Below are 19665 nucleotides of genomic sequence, written 5' to 3' on the forward strand. Positions count from 1 at the left end.
CTCACCACTCGGCGAAGGCGCCGTCGTCGTGCCTCCACACCGGGTTGCGCCAGGCGTGTCCGGTCCGGTCAGCCGCGCGTACGGCGTTCTCGTCGACGGTGATGCCGAGCCCCGGCAGGGCCGTGCGCCGCGCCCGTCCGCCGACGAAGCGGAACGGGTCGGTGTCCACGACGTACGAGAGCAGGTCGGCGTCCTTGTTGTAGTGGATACCCCGGCTCTGCTCCTGGATGAGGAAGTTCGGGGTGGCGAAGGCGATCTGGAGACTGGCGGCGAGTGCGATGGGGCCGAGGGGGCAGTGCGGGGCGAGTTGCGCACCGTAGGTCTCGGCGAGCGATGCGATGCGGTGGACCTCGGAGATACCCCCGGCGTGCGAGAGGTCCGGCTGGGCGACCGCGATGCCGGCCGTGAGGGCAGGCAGGAAGTCGGCGCGCCCGTAGAGCCGTTCGCCGGTGGCGATGGGTACGGAGGTGGCAGCGACCAAGGAGGACAGCAGGTGTCCCTGGTCGGGAAGGAGGGGTTCCTCCACGAACAGCGGGTGCAGGGGCTCGATGGCCTGCAGAACGCGGCGCGCGCCGGCCGGTCCGAATCTGCCGTGCATGTCGATGGCCACATCACGGCCGGGGCCGAGAACCGCGCGAGCGGCGGCCACCCGGTCGACGACGGCAGCGGTCTCGGCAGGGGTGGGGAGAGGTGGTGTGCGGCCTGCCGCGTTCATCTTGACGGCGGTGAAGCCGGCCTCGACCTGGGCGGTGATCTGCTCGGTGAGCTCGGCGGGTTCGTCGCCGCCGACCCAGGCGTAGACCCGTACCTCGTCGCGGACCGGGCCGCCGAGCAGGGCGTGGACGGGGGCGCCGTAGGCCTTGCCGGCAATGTCCCACAAGGCCTGGTCGATACCGGCGACGGCGCTGGAGAGTATCGGGCCGCCCCGGTAGAAGCCGCCCTTGCTGAGCACCTGCCAGTGGTCCTGGATGCGCAGCGGGTCCTGGCCGATCAGGTATTCGGCGAGGACATCGACGGCGGCGCGGACGACCTCGGCCCGCCCCTCGATGACGGGTTCCCCCCAGCCGACGACGCCCTCGTCGGTCTCGATCCGGCAGAACAGCCAGCGTGGCGGTACGAGGAAGGTCTCGATGCGAGTGATCTTCACCGGTTCACGGTCCCCTCGTCGGTGGCCGGCCGGGTGCCGTGGGCCCGGTCGAGGTCGCGTACGGCCTGGTCGAGCAGGTCCCGCATGGCGCGTTCGGCGGCAGCCTGGTCCTGGTCGCGTACGGCGTCCAGCACAGCCCGGTGACTGGGTACGGGGTCCTCGCCGTGCGGCGAACTGTGCACGATCTCGTCGCGGTGCGCGAGGCCCGACTCGATGACCATCTCCATGCGTTCGAGCAATTCGTTGTGGGTGGCCGCGAGGAGGGCGCGGTGGAATGCGAGGTCCGCCTCGACCGCGTGGGCCGCGACGCCGTCCTGCTCACCCATCGCGGTGAGGGCAGCTTCGAGTGCGTCCAGGTCGGTATCGGTGCGGCGGGCGGCGGCCAGCCGGACAGCGGCCGGCTCGATGATGCCGCGCACCTCACCGAGGTTGTGCAGCAGTGCCGGATCGGTGCCGGAGACGGTGCCACCCGCGAACTGCCAGCGCAGCACGTCCGCGTCGAGGAGGTTCCAGTCGGCACGGGCTCTGACGAAGGTGCCGCGTTTCTGGCGCGCGTCGACCATCCCCTTGGCGGCGAGGACCTTCAGGGATTCCCGCAAGGCGGTCAGGCTGACGTCCAACTCGTCCTGCAGCGCCACGAGATCGAGTGTCGCTCCTTCGGGGATCTCGCCGCTCAGCACCCGGCGCGCGAGAGTCTCCACGGTCTGGCCGTGCACTCCGCGGCGCGCGTATGGCGTCATGTCTGTGTGCCTTTCTGGTGCGCGATGGGTACGGAGACGGTCAGGCCGAGGCTTTGACGACGGACCAGCCGCCGTCCACCAGCAGGCTCGATCCCGTGATGTAGGACGCCTCGTCGGCGGCGAGAAATGCAATCGCCGCCGCGGCCTCCTGGGGGGTGCCGAAACGCTTGGCGGCAGTCTCGGTGACGCTCTGCCTCCGGTCCTCCTCCGAGACCCGGTCCCATGCCCCGGTGAGGATGGGGCCGGGCAGGACGGCGTTGACCCGCACCTCGGGTCCGTACTCCACCGCCAGTTGTCCGCACAGAGAGAGCAGCGCGCCCTTGGACGCCGCGTACGCGGGATGTCCGGGGATGCCCTTGTGGGCGTGGACCGAGGAGGTGAGCACCACGGCGCCGCGGCGTTCGCGCAGGTCGGGCAGGACCGCACGGAAGCCGAGGAACGCTCCGGTGAGGTTCACTGCGAGCTGGCGCTCCCACGAGGTGACGGTCATCTCGTGCGCGGGGGTGACGTCGACCGTGAAGGCGTTGCTCACCAGGACGTCGACGGGGCCGAAGGTGTGCGCCGCGGAGATGATCCGTCCCCAGTCGCCCTCGTCCGCGACGTCCGTGCGGACGAAGAGGGCCCGGCCGCCCGCTGCTCGGATGCCCGCGGCCACACGCTCGCCCGCGTCCTCGGCGATGTCGGCGAGGATCACCGCCGCGCCTTCGGCGGCGAGCCGTTCGGCGGTGGCCGCGCCGATGCCCGACGCGGCTCCGGTGACCACTGCCGCCTTGTCGGCGAAGCGGGTGTTTCCGTTCATGGGGCTGTCGGCTCCTCGGGTGGTGAAGCTGTCGGCGATTCTGCCGGTGGCGCCGTTCGGACGGTTGGCTACTGCCTCACGCGTACGACGAGTTGGACTGCGGGGTGACCAGAAAGGTGCGGCTCCGTGCTGTGCCGAGGTGTGCCTGCGACTCCGCATGCGCGCCCACGGAACGAGGCCCGGCCTCCCGACCCAGGCGGCCGGGCCTCGTTCGGCTGATACAGACTGACGGGGCAACCGGGCCACCGTCAAGATTAATTACTAATTTATCTACTGACTTTGACTGGGCCGGTTCCCTGCCCCGCGGCTCTCGGCCGTGCGGGTCACGAGAGTCCGATCCGGTTCATGGGTATCCGCTGGTAGCCGGGGAGTTGAGCGGCGATCAGGTCGTCGTTGCCCAGGGTCGGCTTCCCGTCCACGACTGTCACGACGCCGGGATCGGCAGTGAGTGTCAGATTGTGGTCAACCGTTCCGTACGTGCGCGCGGACGGGGCGATGCTCAGCGCGGCGACGGTGTAGAGCGCGTTGTACTCGACGACGTCGTACTTCGGGTACGCCGGCTGGTCGTCGGCGATGTTCACGAGGTTCGGATAGCGCGACCGCCAGGGCTCTTCCTGGTAGGGAACGGCGGCCAGCATGTTGTACATACCCCAGGCGCCACCGGGCGCTACGTTCGCCGCCGCCCAGTTGAGTCCTCGTTCGTCGAGCGTCACCGAACGGCCGGACGACAGCATGATGTTGTTGCTGATGACGTTGTCCCGGCCGCCGCCGATCTGGAAGGCGGTGTCCACCTTGTAGAAGATGTTGCCGAACGCCGTCGTTCCGCAGAAGCAGTCGTCCAGGTAGACGCCCGAGGCGAAGTGGGATCCGCCGCTGCCCACGATGTCGTGCAGGAAGTTGTAGCGGATGACCGTGCCGCGTCCGGTCCACTCCCGTCCCGCGTAGATGGCGCCGGCGTCGTTGGTCTCCTTCACCACATCGTTGATCTCGTTGTACTCGATCACGTGATCGTTGCCGCGGAAGAGGATGGCGACGTGCGGCGCATCGTAGATGTGGTTGTTGGCGACGTGGTTTCCGACACCGGCGAGTTCGACCGCGGGGCTGTACGTCAACTGGAGGCGGCTGTAGTCGTGGATCTCGTTGCCGACCGCCCGGTTGCGCGCCGGGGTGAGGGTGGCCCGGTCACCGCCGGCGAGGGCGATGCCACCTTGGCCGGTGGCCTGGATGTGGCAGCCGCGGACCTCGTTCCCCGATCCGCCGTGCGGTCCGGCCGAGACACTCGTGTCACCGATCGTGACCGCGCGACCGCCCAGGAGCCGCAGGGTGCAGTCCGCGACCGTGTTGGACGTGCCGTCGGTGATGACGATGCCGTCGCCGCGCGACCCCTCGAACGTGAGGTTCGAGAACGTGACGTTCGAGCAGCCGTTGAGGACGGCCATCGGGTCGGCGAGCAGCGACAGTTGCACCGACGCGCCGGTCAGGTCACTCGGCGGGTACAGGTACAGCTTCCCGGTGGCCCGGTCGAGGTACCACTCACCCGGCGAGTCGAGTTCCTCAAGCACGTTGTAGTAGTAGTAGCGCTGGCCCGCCTTGACGCTGTACATGCTGGCGGTCTTGGTGGAGACCGTCTGCGCCGCCGGGTCGATCGCCTTGATCTGAAGGTTGCCGTCGGCCCACTCGTAGAACCAGTAGCCCTGCATCCACACGTCACTGGTGTCGGTCCAGGTCGACGGCCGGGGGTCGGTGTACTTGAACGTGGCCCCCTTGGCGAATTCGGCGGCCATCTTGTCGGGGTCACCGAGGACGCTGCGGGGGTTCCCGCCCGGGTCGATGACCTGGCCGACGGCGAGGAACCCGGTGCTCGGGTAACGGGCGAGGGTCATCGCCTCGCTGTTGAAGAACAGTTCGGGCGGGGTGACCGTGCGCGGCAGGCCGTATCCGGTCTGGACGATCTGGCCGTAGTCGGTGATCCCGAGCGCCTTCAGGTCGAACTCACGGACGATGTCACGTGAACCGACCGGGAGACGGTTGCGTATCGCCTCGTCGCTGACCGCCTCGAACCCGGTAGCAGGCAGGTCCACGCCGCCGACGAGCCGGACGTGTTCGCCGTTGTAGGCGGCGTAGGTGACCGGCCGGCCCGGCGCACCGGAGTCCTGCGCTTCGAGGGTGAAGCTTCGCGTCCGCCGGTACGTGCCGCCCCGGAGGAAGACGGTCACCGGTGCCGTGGCACGGCCCGGCGCACCCTGCCGCCAGGCCCGGATCGCGTCGCGTGCCTTCTCCGGCGTCGCGAATGGGGCGGCCTGCGTGCCCCGGTTCGAGTCCTTCCCGTCCGTTGCCACGAAGAAGGACTTCTGGTCCTCGGCCCGTTCTCGCCGGTCACCGGTACCGGCGTGGGCCGGCCCGGCGATGAGGGCTGCCGACGCACCGGCACCGACGGCCCCGGCGGCCCTGAGGAGATCACGTCGAGAGAATCTGGACATGTAGTGCCTTTCGTAGGTGCCTACTGGAACCGGGCCCTCGGTCCGGGCGCACAGCGCCTCCGGCGGGGCCCTCGTTGCACGATGCTGCGGCTAATCGATAATCGCTGAGCGACAAGTAGTGGGTCGGCGGCAGCGAGTGTCAAGGGGTCTTGCAAAACCCGCTGAAAGAAGCCGAGTTCACCCGCCACGTAGGTTGCGAACGGGTAACGCTGCCGTTGCCAGCTCTTGACCGCTGCCCGGCAGGTCCTCGATGGTGAGCTCGCTATCGATAAGCGATAAGCGATTAGCGATCGATGGAGGTTTCGATGGTTTCGGGTTCTCGCCGGCACCTGGTCAAGCTGGGTGCCATCGCCATATCCGCCGCACTGCTCACGGGCTGCTCGACCGGCTCGGACTCAGCAGGCGGCGACAAGAACATCCGCATGCTGGTCAACATCACTCCGGTGCTCACCAAGCAGTTCTACAAGGACCTGGTGGCGGGGTACGTCGCCAGTCACCCCGGAGTGAAGGTCACGATCGAGGCGCCCACCGGCAGGGGCATCGAGGACACGCTGAAGCAGCAACTGGCCGCGGGCAGCCCGCCCGACATCCTTGCCGGCGGGCAGAACACGGCTCTCGCCGGACAGATGGAGCCGCTGCCCGACGAGCAGTGGGTGAAGGACGCACCGTTCGCGGAGGTGTCCAAGCTGGACGGCAAGGTGTGGATGGCCGGTACCGGCGTCCAGCTCCAGTCACTGGTGTTCTACAACAAGGCTGCCTTCGCCAAGGCCGGTGTCACCGGGACGCCCAAGACGGTCGACGAGTTCACCGCCGCGCTGCGCAGGCTGAAGGGCGCCGGTTACACGCCGCTGCAGACCGGTGGTGAGTGGACCACCGGCGCGCAGGCCCTGATGATGGCCAACCCGAACGTGATGAACACCGAGCCGCAGTGGTACGCGAAGCGGAACAAGGGCTCCGTGACCTTCGCCGGCAGCAACTACGCCAAGTACCTGGGCGTCTACCAGTCCTGGATCAAGGACGGCCTGGTTCCCAAGGACGCCAACGGCATCAAGTACCAGGACATGATCAACAACTTCACGGCCGGCAAGTCGGCGACGATGGTGATGGGCAACTGGCTGGCGGCCTCGCTCGCCGAAGCGAAGCCGGGCATCGACGCGGGCGTGTTCCCCGTCCCCACGTTCGACGGCTCCACGCCGCCACAGGCGGCCAACCCGGCCATGCCGTACTCGGTGCTCAAGAGCTCCAAGCACTCGGACGCGGCAATAGACCTGGTGAAGTACCTGGTCAGCGACAAGAAGGCGATCACGAAGGCGCTGAGCGCGGAGGGCAACTTCCGTACCGGGTACAGCTACGAAGCCTCCCCGCTGACCAAGGACATCGCGAAGCTCCTCGACGAGGCCGGCGGCAAGACCGTGGCGGTCGGCCCCGGCCTGGGCGACAACTCCTCCCCGTCGGGCTTCCCCGCAGAGTTCAACACCCAGGTCCAGAGCATGTATCTCGGGACGACAGCCGATCAGGTGGCGGGTTCCATGGACAAGTGGTGGGCCGCGAATGCGCCCAAGTAACGTGACGCTCAACGCTCCTGGACCGTCGGACAACCCGCCGGTCCCCGAGCGCCCCCGTCACACTCACCACACTTCCCCGCGCCCGCTGCGCGTACGCGCCGCCCGCAGCCTGCCCAGCATCTTCATGGTCGGCCCCGCACTGGCGGCGATCGTGGCCTTCATCCTCACCCCCGTCGTGGTCGCCGGACGGCTCAGCCTCACCGACTGGGACGGTTTCTCCGACAACTCCAAATTCCTCGGCCTGGACAACTACGTTCAGCTGTTCCACGACCCGGACGTGGCGAGCGCGGCATACGTCACGCTCGTGATCGCGGTGGTCGGTACCGTGGCCTGCAACGTCCTCGGCCTGGGCCTCGCGGTCATGCTCAACGGCCAGGGGCGCGTCAAAGCGATGCTGCGGGGCCTGTTCTTCTACCCGCACGTGCTCGGCGCGGTCATCATCGGTTTCCTGTGGTCGGCCATACTGAGCAGCGAAGGAGCGGTCAACACCCTCCTGACCGCGGCGCACCGCTCGAAGATCCCGTTCCTGTCCGATCCGCAGTGGGCGCTCGCAGCGGTCGTCTTCGTGGTGATCTGGTCGACGTTCGGGGTGAACGTGGTCCTCTACCTCGCCGGGCTGCAGACGATCCCTGAGTCGCTCCTGGAGGCGGCGCGCATCGACGGCGCCTCACGCTGGCAGACGTTCCGCCAGGTCGTGCTGCCGATGCTGGCACCCACGGTGACGATCAACGTGGTCCTCGTACTCGTCCAACTGCTTCGGGTCTACGACCTGGTACTGGCGATGACCGACGGTGGTCCGGCCGGCCACACGCAGACGTATGCGTACCTGGTCCTGTCGGAGTCGTTCCTGAACGGGAAGATCGGCTACGCCTCGGCCCAGAGCATCGTCCTCATGGTCGTCATCGCGGTGCTTGCCGTCGTGATCGTGGCGCTGCGCCAGCGCAGCGAGAAGGCGGTGGAACTGTGAACCGCAATGCAGGCAGCCGGGTCGGCTCGGTCATGCTCGGTCTCTTCGCACTGGTCATGCTGGCGCCGCTGTACCTCGTGATCGTCAACGCGTTCAAACCGGAATCGGCGATCCGTCAACGGCCGTTCTCCGCCGACCCGGGCGTGCTGTCCACGGACTATCTCCGATCGGCGCTGTCGTCGCCGGACTACAACATCATCAAGGCGTTCGGTGTGACGGTGCTGTTCGTGGTCCTGGTCAACGCGCTGTCTCTGGCGCTTGCCGGTCCGGCCGCCTACGTCATCGCCCGGGGTACCCGCCCGTGGCACAAGGGGATGCTGCTGGTGTTCCTGGCCGGGCTGTTCATCCCCGGGCAGGTCCTGGTCATCCCGGTGATCTACGTGCTGCGCTTCACGGGTCTGATGGGCACGATCCCCGGCTTCGTCATGTACGAGGCGACGCTGACCCTGCCCCTGTCGATGTTCCTGTTCGTGGGCTACATCAAGTCCATCCCCCGGGAGCTCGACGAGGCGGCGCAGATCGACGGCGCGGGCCGGCTGCGCACCTTCTGGCAAGTGATCTTCCCGCTGATGCGGCCGGTCGTGGTCACCGCGGTCGTCCTGCACACCATCGGGGTCTGGACGGACTTCGTGAACCCGCAGATCGTGCTGGGTCCGACGTCGGGCCTGTATACCGTGATGACCGGCGTGTACTCCGCGATCGGTCTGCACACCACCGACCTGTCCGTGGTCTACCCGACGCTGCTCCTGGCGATCGCACCGGTGCTGGTCTTCTTCGTGATCATGCAACGCAAGATCGTCGGTGGCCTCACCGCCGGCGCGACGAAGGGGTGACCGTGGGCAAGCACATGGTGAGCGTGACGGCGTCCGTGCCGGCCTGCGAACCGCCGGCCTGGGCCGTACTGCAACGACAGCTGTTCTCGGTGCTGGACGAGACATGGCGGGTCTTCGAGGACCGGTACTGCCACCCCGACGGCGGGCTGCGCTTCGACGGGGAACTGAAAGGCCGTGACGGGGCGGACGACTTCTACGAACCGTTCTTCAACTGGCCGATGCTGTACATGCTCGGCGGGGCGGACGACCTCCTCGACGCCTGCAAGAAGCACTGGAACGGGATCACTCGACAGCTTTCCGAAGCCGGGTTCCTGGTCGATGAGTACGAGCGCGGGTACGACTGGTTCCACCAGGGCGAGTCGCTGCTGATGTTCTACGGGATCTGCGCGGCCGACCCGTCCGACGACACGTTCCGCGAGCGGGCGCTGCGCTTCGCCGACCTCTACCTGCCCACCTCGCCCGTCGGCAATGTCGACGGCTCGCAGCGGATCATCCGGGCTCCGCACACCGGGGCCGGCGGACCGCGCCGGGGCGTGGACGACGGATGGGCGCAGGGGTTCGGCGCCGGACTGACCAACATGAAACCGTACGGCCTTCCCCTGGAGGATCTGCCCGGCATCGACACCTGGGACGACCTGGCCGACCCCGTCAACGCGCGGCGTATGGGCGAGGCGATGAACCGGCGGCTCGGCGACGGCGACGTCGCGGTGAACCTCGCTTCCACCTCGCTGATCGCCAACGCGTGGCTGTACACGGGCGAGGACCGGTACCGCGACTGGCTCGTCGACTACGTGCAGGCCTGGCGGGACCGGGCCGCCGCCGCGGGCGGCGTCATCCCCGACAACGTGGGGCCCTCCGGGGAGGTCGGTGAGCTGCACGACGGCCGCTGGTACGGCGGCCCGTACGGCTGGACCTGGCCGCACGGTCTGCACAGCGTCGGCGCGGTCGCGGTCGTCGCTGCCATGAACGCCGCTCTGGTGACCGGCGACAACGCGTGGTTCGACCTGGCCCGCGCCCCACTGGACCGGGTGCTGGAAGAGGCGACGCGCGGGCCGGTTCGTGACGGTGACTCCAGCATGGCCTCGACCTGGCTCCAACGCCTCGGCCCTGATGCCGACAGCGACCTGCAACTGGTGCCCTACCGGTACGGCCTGCACGGCTGGTTCGACCACCAGCCACTGCAGATCGCCTTCCCGGCCTGGATCTGGTGGTGCTCCGGCGACCCGCAGGACCGGCAGCGGCTGGACCGCGTGGAACGCGAATGCGGCTACGACTGGACGACCGTGCACGCCTTCCGTGACAAGGAGGAGGCTGGACACGAGGCGCCGTGGCTCGCCTACCTCGACGGTCGCAACCTCGACTACCCCGCCCGGTCCCTCGGCATGGCGCTGGGTCAGGTCGCCCGCAGGATGGCACTCGTCCGCGAGGACGCGTCATCGGTCCGCACCGATGACATCCACTGGTGGCAGCGGCTCAATCCCGTGGTGACCGAGATCCTGGTGCAGCTGACCACCGGCGCTCCCGCCGCTCCTTACAACGGCGGGCTCCAGCAGTCCCGGGTGCGCTACTGGGACGCCGACCGCGGCCGTCCCGGCCTGCCGGCCGACGTCGCCGCCCTCGTCGAGGGGCTCGACGAGACCCGGGTCGGCGTCCAGTTGGTCAACCTGAGCACTACGCAAGAACGCCGTGTGGTCGTCCAGGCCGGCGCGTTCGCCGAGGACGGCATCGACCACGTCGTGGTGGATCAACTCGACGACGGCTACCCCGGCCCCAACCGCGCCTACCGGGCAGACGAGTTCACGACCAGTACCCGGCGCATCGACGTGCGCGACAACCACCTGCTGGTGATCCTGCCGCCGGGTACCCGGCTCGGCCTCGACATGCAGGTCCGGCGCCACCAGTTCACCCCGAGCTACCCCACTTTCGACCGATACCAGGAGAAGCAGAATGACGACCGATGAACAGGCCCAGCCGGTGTTCCCCCTCCCGGTGCGCGGCGACGCGTACCAGCGTGCCGATGCGGGACTGGTGGGCCAGATGGGCCAGGTGAGCAGCGCCACCGCGTGCGCGAAGCTCCACGGCATGGGCATCAGGCGCACGTGGATGGAGGGGCCGCAGCCCCTCGCGACCGGGCAGAAGATCGCCGGGTCGGCGTTGACGCTCCAGTTCATGCCGCAGCGCGAGGACATAGCCAGCGGCCTGGCCCAGGAGGCCGTCGAGCGCCAGACCGCCCTGTGGGCGGTGCTGGAGGCGGTACAGCCCGGTGACGTCCTCGTCATCCAGGCGTACGGGTCGGCGTTCAGCGGCTGTGTCGGCGACATGCTCGTCCGCTACTTCAAGCGCAAGGGCGGCGCCGGGATCGTCGTCGACGGCCGGATCCGGGACGCTCCGCGGATCCGCGAGCTCGGCGTGCCGATCTGGTGCACCGGCACCACCCCGCACTACGCCTCCCAGTCGGAACTGTTCCCCTGGGCCTACGACGTGCCGGTTGCCGCCGGCGGAGTGCTGTGCCTGCCCGGCGACATCGTGGTCGCCGACGACGACGGCGCCGTCGTCGTCCCCCAGGCGACCGCACCGGAGGTGGTCGCCACGGCCCAGGACCACCAGGAGTGGGAGGTGTTCAGCCGGATGCGCCTCGACCAGGGCGCCAAGCTCGGCAACTACTACCCGCTGACCTCGGAGTCGCGCGCGGAGTACGAGCAGTGGCGCGACCAGCAGCGGTCGTCGCAGCGATGAACCAGGTCTCGGGCCCGGGTGTGCTGGGCCGCACCGGTCTCACGGTCGGCAGGCTCGGCCTGGGCTGCGCGCCCCTGGGCAACCTGTACGAGCCGGTTCCGGAGCAGGACGCCACCGGCACGGTGCATGCCGCGCTGGCGGGCGGGACGCGCCTGTTCGACACCGCTCCCCGGTACGGCAACGGCGTGTCCGAGCAGCGCCTCGGCCAGGTGCTGGCCGGGGTGCCCAGGTCCGAGGTCGTCGTCGCGACCAAGGTCGGATACCTCCTGACCGGCGACGGGGCCGAGCCGGACTTCTCCTACGACGGCACCATGCGGTGCCTGGAGGAGAGCCTGACCCGGCTAGGCCTGGACCGGGTGGACATCGCGCATGTGCACGACCCCGACCACCATGAGCAGGAGGCCCTCGCGGGGGCCTTCCGCGCCCTGGTCGGCCTGCGGGAGCAAGGCGTGGTGTCGGCGGTGGGCGCGGGCATGAACCAGAGCGCCATGCTGGAGCGGATCGTCACGCGGGTCGACGTGGACTGCGTGCTGCTGGCCGGCCGGTACACTCTCCTCGACCAGGAAGCTCTGACGGGCCTGTTGCCCGAATGCGAGGCTCGCGGTGTCGGGGTCGTCCTGGGCGGTGTGTACAATTCCGGCCTGCTGGCCGATCCGCGACCCGGCGCGAGGTACGACTACCGGACAGCCGAACCGCACAAGGTTGCCGCCGCGCTGGCCATCGCGGAGATCTGTGCCCGCCACGGGGTGCCGATGAAGGCGGTGGCCCTGCAGTTCGGGTGGGGGCATCCTGCCGTGTCCACTCTGGTCGTCGGAGCCAGGACGGCCGATGAAGTGCGGGAGAACCTCGCCATGGCGCAGACCACCGTCCCCGCCGACCTGTGGGCAGAGCTGCGCGCGGCGGGGCTGCTCCCGCAGGAGGTGCCGACGCCGTGACCGCCCTCGACGCACATGTCCACCTGTGGGACCCCGGCCTGCACGACCACGCGTGGCTGCGGTCCGCGGGCGAACTGAACCGCCCCTTCCTCCTCGACGACCTCACCGCGGCCGCCGGATCGGTGACGGCTGTGGTTGTGCAGGCCGGGCGGACCGTGGCCGAGGCCCGTTGGCTGCTGAGCCTGGCCGCGCGGTCCGCACGGCTCTCCGGCGTCGTCGTCCACGCGGATCTCGCCGATCCGGCCGCTGTGGACACGATCGACGCACTCCGTGCGGAGGACGGGAGTTCGGCGCTGGTCGGGGTCCGTGACCCGGTCGGGGCAGGCGAGGGCGCCCGTCTCGGACTGCCCCAGGTGCGGCGTTCACTCGCGGCTCTCGGTGAGCGGGGCCTGACCATGGACCTGCTGCTGGGGCACGGGACTCTGCGTGAGGCATACGCGGCGGCCAGGGACCTGCCGCAGGTGCGGTTCGTCGTCGACCACGCCGCGATCTCGGCCGTCAATGTGCGGCGCGAAGGCCTCGGCGAATGGGCCGCGCAGCTGACGCCACTGGGCCGACTGCCCAACGTGGTGTGCAAGTTGTCCGGACTCGGCAAGGCCACCGCCGAGCCGGGCGGAGTGCCCATGGATGCCGTTGCTCGGGTGCTGCTCGACGTGTTCGGGCCACGCCGGCTGATGTTCGGATCCGACTGGCCGGTCAGCACCCAGTGGTCGGCATACGAGGACGTGGCCGGGGCCGCGGCCGGTGTGCTGGGCGCGCTGACCGCGGACGAAGCCGCCGCAGTATGGGGCGGAACGGCCGTCGGGGCCTACGGAATCGATCCGGCGGGCACGTCCACCATGGACAGGATGACAATGATCCGGCAGAGGGAGCACTGATGACTGGTCTGAACGATCTGCTCGAACAGAACAGGGGTATGACGTCGGGCGGGCTGCTGTCCGACCGCGTCTACCGGCTGCTGCGTTCGGCCATCCTGAGCGGCGAGATGGCGCCGGATCAGCGGATCGTCGAATCCGACATCGCCAAACGCCTGGGCATCAGCCAGGCTCCCGTGCGCGAGGCCGTCAAACGGCTGGTACACGAGAGCCTGGTCACCCACGTGCCACGGCTGGGCAGCCGGGTCGCCAGCATCTCGATCGAGCAGGCCGAGCAGGCACGAGAGCTGCGCGGTCTGCTGGAGGAGTTCGCCGCCCGAGCCGCCGCCCAGCGCCGCGCCGAGGGCTACGTCGACCAGCTGAAATCGGTGATCGACGACATGCGACGGGCGGCCCTGCACGACGACCCGAGCAGCTTCCGCGACAGCGACATGGCTTTCCACCGCCTCGTCTGCCAGGCCAGCGGCAACCACCTGCTGCCGCGGTTGTGGGAGGTGATGGAGCCCAGTCTCTGGACGCTGCGCGTGGTCTCCAACCCGTTCTACACCGGCAGCCGCGACAAGCTGGTCGACGAACACGCGCGCCTGCTCGACATACTCGTCAACGGCCGGGAGGACGACGCCGCAGAGGCCTTCCGTCGCCACGCGACCGGCGCGGCCAAGCCGTCGCAGCGCGACGAATAGGACCATCCGGCTGCAAGCCGGTAGGCGGGCGCGATCCTTACCGCGACCGTGTTCACCCATGTCCGCGGTGAACGATACGGGTCGCTGTCGGTTGTACGGGGAACCGGTGGGCGCGGGCGACGCGTTCGCCAGCGGCCACCGGTACTGCCCTCTCCCGGCGCTGACTTGGGTGGCCCTGCTACGGCTCGGCCACCTGATCGCCGGCGCCGGGGCGTGACCGGAAGGCCGGGCCGCTGCCGGTCATGGACGCCGCTCAGTCACGCATCGAACGACATTGGAGGTTCCGCATGCCCCGGGGCGCGCACGCCACCGGCTCCACCGATACCACCCGGATTCTGCTCACGGGCGCCGCCGGCAGGGTCGGCACGCAACTGCGGCCGCTGGCGGCGCGGGAGGGCCGCACGCTGCGGCTTCTCGACATCACCACGCCGGCCGCCGTCGAAGGGAGCGGAGCGGAGGAGACCGTGATCGCCTCTCTCACCGACACCGAGGCGCTGCTGGAGGCATGCCGGGGCGTCAGCGCGATCGTCCATCTCGGCGGCCAGAGCGTCGAGTCCACCCTGGACGACGTACTGGACCGCAACGTGCGCGGCACACTGAACCTCCTGGAGGCGGCCCGGCTGGCCGGCGTGCCCCGGGTCGTCCTCGCCTCCTCGGCACATGCCGTCGGCTTCCACCAGTACGACGGCACTCCGGTCGCCGCAGACGCACCGGCCCGCCCGGACACCCTCTACGGCTGGAGCAAGGCCGCGATCGAGTCCGCCGGGCGCCTGTACCACGACCGCTTCGGCATGGACATCATCTGTCTGCGCATCGGAAGCTGGTTCCCGACGCCGAACGGGATGCGCGGGCTGTCCACCTGGCTGTCACCGGCCGACGGGCACCGCCTCGTCGAAGCCTGCCTGAGCTGCCGCGAACCCGGCTACCGGATCGTCTGGGGAGTCAGCCGCAACACCCGGGGCTGGGTGAGCCTGGCCGAAGGTGAGGCGATCGGGTACCACCCGCTCGACGACGCCGAGCAGTTCGCACCCGAGGTGATCGGAGAGTGCGGCCTGCCGGACCCTGCCGACTCGATCACACCCCGGCTCGGGGGCGACTGGTGCGCCATCCCGCTGGGGCAGACCTTGTGACAGCCATCCGTTCATATCAGCCATCTGCTCGTAACAGTCGGCCGGGTACCGCCTCGGCCGAGGTAACCCTTGAAGTGGAGATTCATCCATGAATACCGTGAAATGCGATGAACGAACAACGCGGCTCTCGGGACTGCTCTCCTTTCCTCTGACTCCCTTCGACGACGCCGACGAGGTCGACCTGGACGTCTTCGCCTCCCACCTCGAGGCACAGATCGCCGCCGGACCCAGTGGGCTGTTCGTGGCGTGCGGCACCGGCGAGTTCCCCGCGCTCGGGCTCGACGAGTACCGGCAGGTCGTGGCCACCGCGGTGAAGCAGGTCGCCGGACGCATACCGGTGTTCGCCGGGGCGGGCGGAGGCCCGCGGGTCGCGCGGAAGTTCGCGCTGACCGCGCAGGAATGCGGCGTCGACGGACTGCTGTTGCTGCCCCCCTATCTGCTGACGTCCACCCCGCAGGGGCTGGTGCACCACATTCGCTACGTCGCCGCGGCCACACCGCTGCCGATCACCGTCTACCAGCGGGCCAACGCGGTCTTCGATCCGGCAGCCGCGGTGGAGCTGCTCGACATCCCGAACGTAGTGGGCATCAAGGACGGCCGCGGCGACGTCGACGCGATGCTGCGCCTGGTCACCGCCGTACGTACCAGTGGACACCCCCGCGCCGCCGAGTTCGGATTCCTCAACGGCCTGCCGACTGCGGAGCTCAGCGCACGGGCTTACGCGGCGATCGGCGTGGAGAGCTACTCCTCGGCGGTGCACTGCTTTGCCCCCGACATCGCCACCGCGTTCCACCGGGCTGTGCGCGACGACGACGAGGAGGCGCAGCGAACACTGCTGACGGAGTTCTACCTGCCGTTCGCCGCGCTGCGCGACCGCGTGCCCGGCTACGCCGTTTCGCTGGTCAAGGCCGGTGCGCAGCTGGCCGGTCTGGCCGTCGGCCCCGTCCGCCCGCCGCTGGTGAAGGCCACACCGGAGCACGTCGCACAACTCGCGTCCATCGTGGACCGAGGACGCACGGCGCTCCGTCGACTGGAGGAGTCCCGCGCATGACGACTGGTTCTCGTACGAGGAAGGGCCCCATGGAGCCACAGAGCCCGTCAGGGCCCCCCACGATCGTCGACATCCGCATCACGCCCATCGCATTCCCTGACCCGCCGTTGCTCAACGCCGTGGGCTGCCACGAGCCGTGGGCGTTGCGCGCGATCATCGAAGTCGACTGCGGCGACGGACTCGTCGGGCTCGGCGAGACCTACGGCGACGCCTCGCACCTGGCGGTGCTGCGTACGGTCGCACCGCTGCTGATCGGGCTGGACCCGTTCCGGACCGAATACGTCAAGTCCGTGGTGGACGGGCTGCTCGGCACCGTTGACGCGCCGTCGGAGAAACTCGGTCCGTCCGGCGGCATGGGCCCGGAGAAGGTGTCGCTGCGGGTCTTCTCCGCATTCGAGGTCGCCTGCCTCGACGTACAGGGCCAGGCGATCGGCCGTCCGGTCCACGATCTCCTCGGTGGCCGGGTACGCGACGCCGTGCCCTTCTCGGCGTACCTGTTCTACAAGTGGGCGCAGCATCCCGGCGATGCCCCGGACCTCTTCGGCGCCGCGCTCGACCCTGCCGGGATCGTGGCCCAGGCCCGGACGATGGTGCAGAAGTACGGCTTCCAGTCGATCAAGTTGAAGGGCGGTGTCTTCCCTCCCGACGTGGAACTCGACGCCATTCGCGCGCTGCGTGAGGAGTTCCCCACGCTGCCGCTGCGCATCGATCCCAACGCCGCGTGGAGCGTCGAGACCTCCCGCCGGGTCGCCGCCGAGACTCAGGGCCTGCTGGAATATCTCGAAGATCCCACCGAGGGCCTGGCCGGCATGGCCGCCGTCGCCGAGACCGCCGGGATGCCGCTGGCGACCAACATGTGCGTGGTCTCCTTCGACCACATTCCCGAGGCCGTCGATCGCGGCTCCGTTCAGGTCATCCTGTCCGATCACCACTACTGGGGCGGACTGCGGCAGTCTGTGCGCCTGGCGGGCATCTGCGAGACCTGGGGCCTTGGCCTGTCGATGCACTCCAACAGCCATCTCGGCATCAGCCTTGCCGCGATGACCCACCTCGGCGCGGCACTGCCGCAGCTGTCCTACGCCGCCGACACCCATACGCCCTGGCAGCTGGGTGTCGACGTGGTGGAGCGCCCGCTGACCTTCGTCGACGGCGCCGTGCCAGTGCCGATGTCGCCGGGGCTCGGCGTGCGGCTGGACCGGGACGCGCTTGCCCGGCTGCATGAGAACTACCTTCGGCAGGGCATCACCGGACGCGACGACACGGGTTACATGCGCCGGTTCCACCCGGACTTCAACCCGACGAAGCCGCGGTGGTGACCGGGGATCCGGTCAGCCTCTCGGGGCACGCCCACTCTCCACGACTCGCTCGGAGTCGGTGACCACGCATGGGCCGTGACAGCTCGTGTCGACACACGAAGGCCCGGGGACGCGAGTGGCCGCGTCTGGCCCTCACGTCCCCGACGCGGACAGGGGCCTGCCGCGCCAGTTCATGGAGATGTGGGAAAGGAGCCGGTGCTCAATCCTGTTCCATTTCGATGTGCCCGGCGGTAGGTGATATACCGTGATCTCAAGGCCGGTCTCGGCGGCCAGGGCGGCGAGTTCGGTCTTCCATGCCCGGATGCGGTAGCCGTTGGAGCCCCCGCGACGACGGTGATCAGCAGCCGACGGGCGCGGGCGTAGTCGCCCTGTCCGGCCCCGTGCCACCAGCGGCGGATCGAGGCGACCGCGAAGGCGGCGGTGTCGTGGTCGGTGCCGACACTGACCCAGCCGGAGTTCGCGGCAATGTCGTGGATCCCGTACGGGATCGCCTTGCCCAGCCTCTGCCGGTCCAGGAAGTCATGCGTCCTGACCTTGACGGGATCGCCCGAGGGCTGCCATTCACGCCCCGCGTTCCTGAACCGACCAGTTCCTGCTTCTTGCTGTCCGCGCCGATCACCGGGTCCCCCGCGCCGATGTGGTCCTTGGCCTGCTCGTTGATGCAGCGGAACTGGGCGTCCCGGTCCGGGTGCTGCTTGCCCTCGATGGTCCTGGCGTTGCCCTGCAGGCTGAAGCCCTCTTCCCGCAGCAGGTCACCGACCGTGTCGGCACTGCCCCTGTGTCCCCGGCGGGTCAGCTCGCCGACCTGGTTCCGGGTCGACTTGGTCGTCCAGCGCAGCGGCGACATCGGGTCTCCGCGCGTGTCCGGCTCGACCAGGGCGAGCAGCGCGGGCCGCAGCCCCGCGTCCAGGTCGGCGGCCTTCTTCCGTCCACCTCCAGGCCTGCCGACCCGCCCCAGGGGCCCCTCGCCGGCCTCCAGCTCATCCACCCCCTTACGGACCGTCGTCTCGCTGACCTCGGCCGCCCGAGCGACGGCCCGGATCCCACCGTCCCCCAGGCCAACAGGCCTTGGCTCCCATCAGCAGACGCTGCTGCCGCTCGTCACGATCACGAATCCGCAGGTCCGTGCACCACAGCGGTCGTTCCCTTGGGTTGACGGAAAGTCACGGCGGCGACGAATAGGCCAAGCCAACCGATCGGCCCGGCGTCTGTCCGTAAGAGTCCGGCGCGACAAGCTCAACGCCCCCGATGCGCTGCCATCCGCTTCAAAGCAACGAGGTCAGAGCACCGGCCGCACTCTGTGCAAGGTAGAGATACCCAATACTCACGATCTGTCACCACCGGATGTGAGACAGAGCCGTTCTTTTGACAGACCCTGCCCCTCGCCGTCAGGCACCGACATACTCAACAACTTGACAGCGCCCATCGGCGACATCAAGCGCCTCACCTTCGAGTCCGACTTCGACGAACTCGCGCTCAAGCTGCGTGACGAGACCATCCGCCGGATCAGACGGCGCGCAGGTGGACAAGCGCCGCGCTCTGAGGTGCCCGCGCAGGACCTGGCAGCCCCAGTGCTCCCAGCGCCGCACCGGAGGCCTGGACACCCGTGACCTCCCAGGTGACCGACGGGGCGGCCGGCGTGATGAGCGAGGCGCGGTAGGTCCGGTCCGGGTCGAGTCCAGGGATGCGGAGTCGAGGCGGCACGGGCACGATCTCATCGAGCTGGGCATAGGAGAAGAGCGCCTCCGACCGGTCCCGGGCGACCACTCCATGCGCGAGCAGACCGTCGGGCAGCGCGACACGCGTCAGCCGCCCCGTGTGCAGGAGCGCGCGGTGCCGCTTGTAAAGGCCGATCCAGGACGCGAGACGGTCCAGCTCGTGGGCCGGCACCTTCGTGAGGTCCCACTGGATGCCGAACTGGCCGAAGAAGGCCGTGGCCGCGCGGAGGTCCAGGACGCTGGTCCGGCCGGTCTGGTGGGAGACCGGTGCGGTGACGTGAGCGCCGAGGTACTCCAGCGGGGCGAGCTGGGCGCTCCAGTGCTGGATCGGCTGGCGGGACAGCGGATCGGTGACGTCGGAGGCCCAGGTGCTCTGGACCCGCTCGAGCACGTCCAGGTCGATCCTGCCGCCTCCCGAGGCGCAGCTCTCCCACGAGATGCCGGGATGGCGGCGGGCCAGCTCATCGAGGAGTTCGCGGAAGGCGAGGGTCTGCCGCCGTGAAGCGGGCCGGCCGGTGCCGCGCGAGTCACCGCCGTCGACCTGGTCGCGGTTGTGGTCCCACTTGACGAAGTCGATCCGGTGCGCCGCCACCAGACGGCCGAAGGCGTCGAGCAGGTGGGTCCGCACGTCCTCCCGACCGAGATCGAGCAGGTAGCAGTTGCGTTCCAGCACGGGCGACCGGTCGCCCG

General features: G+C 69.2%; 16 protein-coding genes and 1 pseudogene. 11 read left to right on the forward strand and 6 right to left on the reverse strand.

Annotated elements, in window-relative coordinates; translation table 11 throughout:
• Position 1: 1 nt before the first annotated feature.
• The 4 genes from dgoD to J1C73_RS00140 form a co-directional block, all read right to left on the reverse strand.
• Positions 2-1147 carry a galactonate dehydratase gene (dgoD, locus tag J1C73_RS00125; protein WP_123465628.1) on the reverse strand — a complete coding sequence of 382 codons (1146 nt, stop codon included), beginning with the start codon at positions 1145-1147 and terminating at the stop codon, positions 2-4.
• Positions 1144-1887 (reverse strand): FadR/GntR family transcriptional regulator, encoded by a 744-nt coding sequence (locus J1C73_RS00130; protein ID WP_207314499.1) that lies wholly within the window; start codon positions 1885-1887, stop codon positions 1144-1146. Before J1C73_RS00130 ends, dgoD begins: the two co-directional genes overlap by 4 nt.
• Before the next feature lie 40 nt (positions 1888-1927).
• Positions 1928-2686 (reverse strand): SDR family NAD(P)-dependent oxidoreductase, encoded by a 759-nt coding sequence (locus tag J1C73_RS00135; protein ID WP_207314500.1) that lies wholly within the window; start codon positions 2684-2686, stop codon positions 1928-1930.
• A gap of 323 nt (positions 2687-3009) precedes the next feature.
• Entirely contained in the window at positions 3010-5166 is a 2157-nt protein-coding gene (locus J1C73_RS00140; protein WP_207314501.1) for a right-handed parallel beta-helix repeat-containing protein, read from the reverse strand.
• Positions 5167-5471: 305 nt separating this feature from the next.
• On the opposite strand from J1C73_RS00140, the gene J1C73_RS00145 reads away from it, so the two are divergent.
• The 11 genes from J1C73_RS00145 to J1C73_RS00195 all read left to right on the forward strand — a co-directional run bounded on the left by J1C73_RS00145 (position 5472) and on the right by J1C73_RS00195 (position 17257).
• The gene (locus tag J1C73_RS00145; protein WP_207314502.1) at positions 5472-6731 is read left to right on the forward strand and encodes an ABC transporter substrate-binding protein; all 1260 of its coding nucleotides are present in this window, start codon (positions 5472-5474) and stop codon (positions 6729-6731) included.
• Positions 6718-7698, forward strand: coding sequence for a carbohydrate ABC transporter permease (locus tag J1C73_RS00150; protein WP_242643497.1), 981 nt, complete (start codon positions 6718-6720; stop codon positions 7696-7698). Before J1C73_RS00145 ends, J1C73_RS00150 begins: the two co-directional genes overlap by 14 nt.
• On the forward strand, positions 7695-8531 hold the full coding sequence (locus J1C73_RS00155; RefSeq protein WP_266750906.1) for a carbohydrate ABC transporter permease: 837 nt from the start codon (positions 7695-7697) through the stop codon (positions 8529-8531). The genes J1C73_RS00150 and J1C73_RS00155 overlap by 4 nt, the downstream gene beginning before the upstream one ends.
• A 2-nt stretch (positions 8532-8533) precedes the next feature.
• Positions 8534-10492 (forward strand): DUF8034 domain-containing protein, encoded by a 1959-nt coding sequence (locus J1C73_RS00160; RefSeq protein ID WP_307797559.1) that lies wholly within the window; start codon positions 8534-8536, stop codon positions 10490-10492.
• Positions 10479-11267, forward strand: coding sequence for an RraA family protein (locus J1C73_RS00165; protein WP_207314503.1), 789 nt, complete (start codon positions 10479-10481; stop codon positions 11265-11267). The genes J1C73_RS00160 and J1C73_RS00165 overlap by 14 nt, the downstream gene beginning before the upstream one ends.
• A complete protein-coding gene (locus J1C73_RS00170) occupies positions 11264-12202 on the forward strand; it encodes an aldo/keto reductase (protein WP_207314513.1) in 939 nt (312 codons plus the stop codon). Before J1C73_RS00165 ends, J1C73_RS00170 begins: the two co-directional genes overlap by 4 nt.
• Positions 12199-13080, forward strand: a complete 882-nt coding sequence (locus J1C73_RS00175) for an amidohydrolase family protein (RefSeq protein WP_207314504.1) — start codon at positions 12199-12201, stop codon at positions 13078-13080. Before J1C73_RS00170 ends, J1C73_RS00175 begins: the two co-directional genes overlap by 4 nt.
• Positions 13080-13760: a GntR family transcriptional regulator gene (locus J1C73_RS00180; RefSeq protein ID WP_242643498.1), complete on the forward strand. Its 681-nt coding sequence runs from the start codon at positions 13080-13082 to the stop codon at positions 13758-13760. The genes J1C73_RS00175 and J1C73_RS00180 overlap by 1 nt, the downstream gene beginning before the upstream one ends.
• A gap of 287 nt (positions 13761-14047) precedes the next feature.
• Positions 14048-14890: an NAD-dependent epimerase/dehydratase family protein gene (locus J1C73_RS00185; RefSeq protein ID WP_207314505.1), complete on the forward strand. Its 843-nt coding sequence runs from the start codon at positions 14048-14050 to the stop codon at positions 14888-14890.
• Between the two features lie 88 nt (positions 14891-14978).
• Positions 14979-15941, forward strand: a complete 963-nt coding sequence (locus J1C73_RS00190; protein WP_207314506.1) for a 5-dehydro-4-deoxyglucarate dehydratase — start codon at positions 14979-14981, stop codon at positions 15939-15941.
• A 29-nt stretch (positions 15942-15970) separates the two neighbouring features.
• A complete protein-coding gene (locus J1C73_RS00195; protein ID WP_207314507.1) occupies positions 15971-17257 on the forward strand; it encodes a glucarate dehydratase family protein in 1287 nt (428 codons plus the stop codon).
• A gap of 144 nt (positions 17258-17401) precedes the next feature.
• Here the strand turns inward: J1C73_RS00195 and J1C73_RS00200 are convergent.
• A pseudogene (locus tag J1C73_RS00200) lies at positions 17402-18336 on the reverse strand (ISAzo13 family transposase); the annotation flags it as partial.
• 427 nt (positions 18337-18763) lie between these two features.
• A partial coding sequence (locus J1C73_RS00205; RefSeq protein ID WP_207314508.1) for an alpha-galactosidase occupies positions 18764-19665 on the reverse strand: 902 nt, incomplete at its 5' end.

Source organism: Streptomyces laculatispora (genome assembly GCF_017353455.1).
GTDB lineage: Bacteria > Actinomycetota > Actinomycetes > Streptomycetales > Streptomycetaceae > Streptomyces > Streptomyces laculatispora.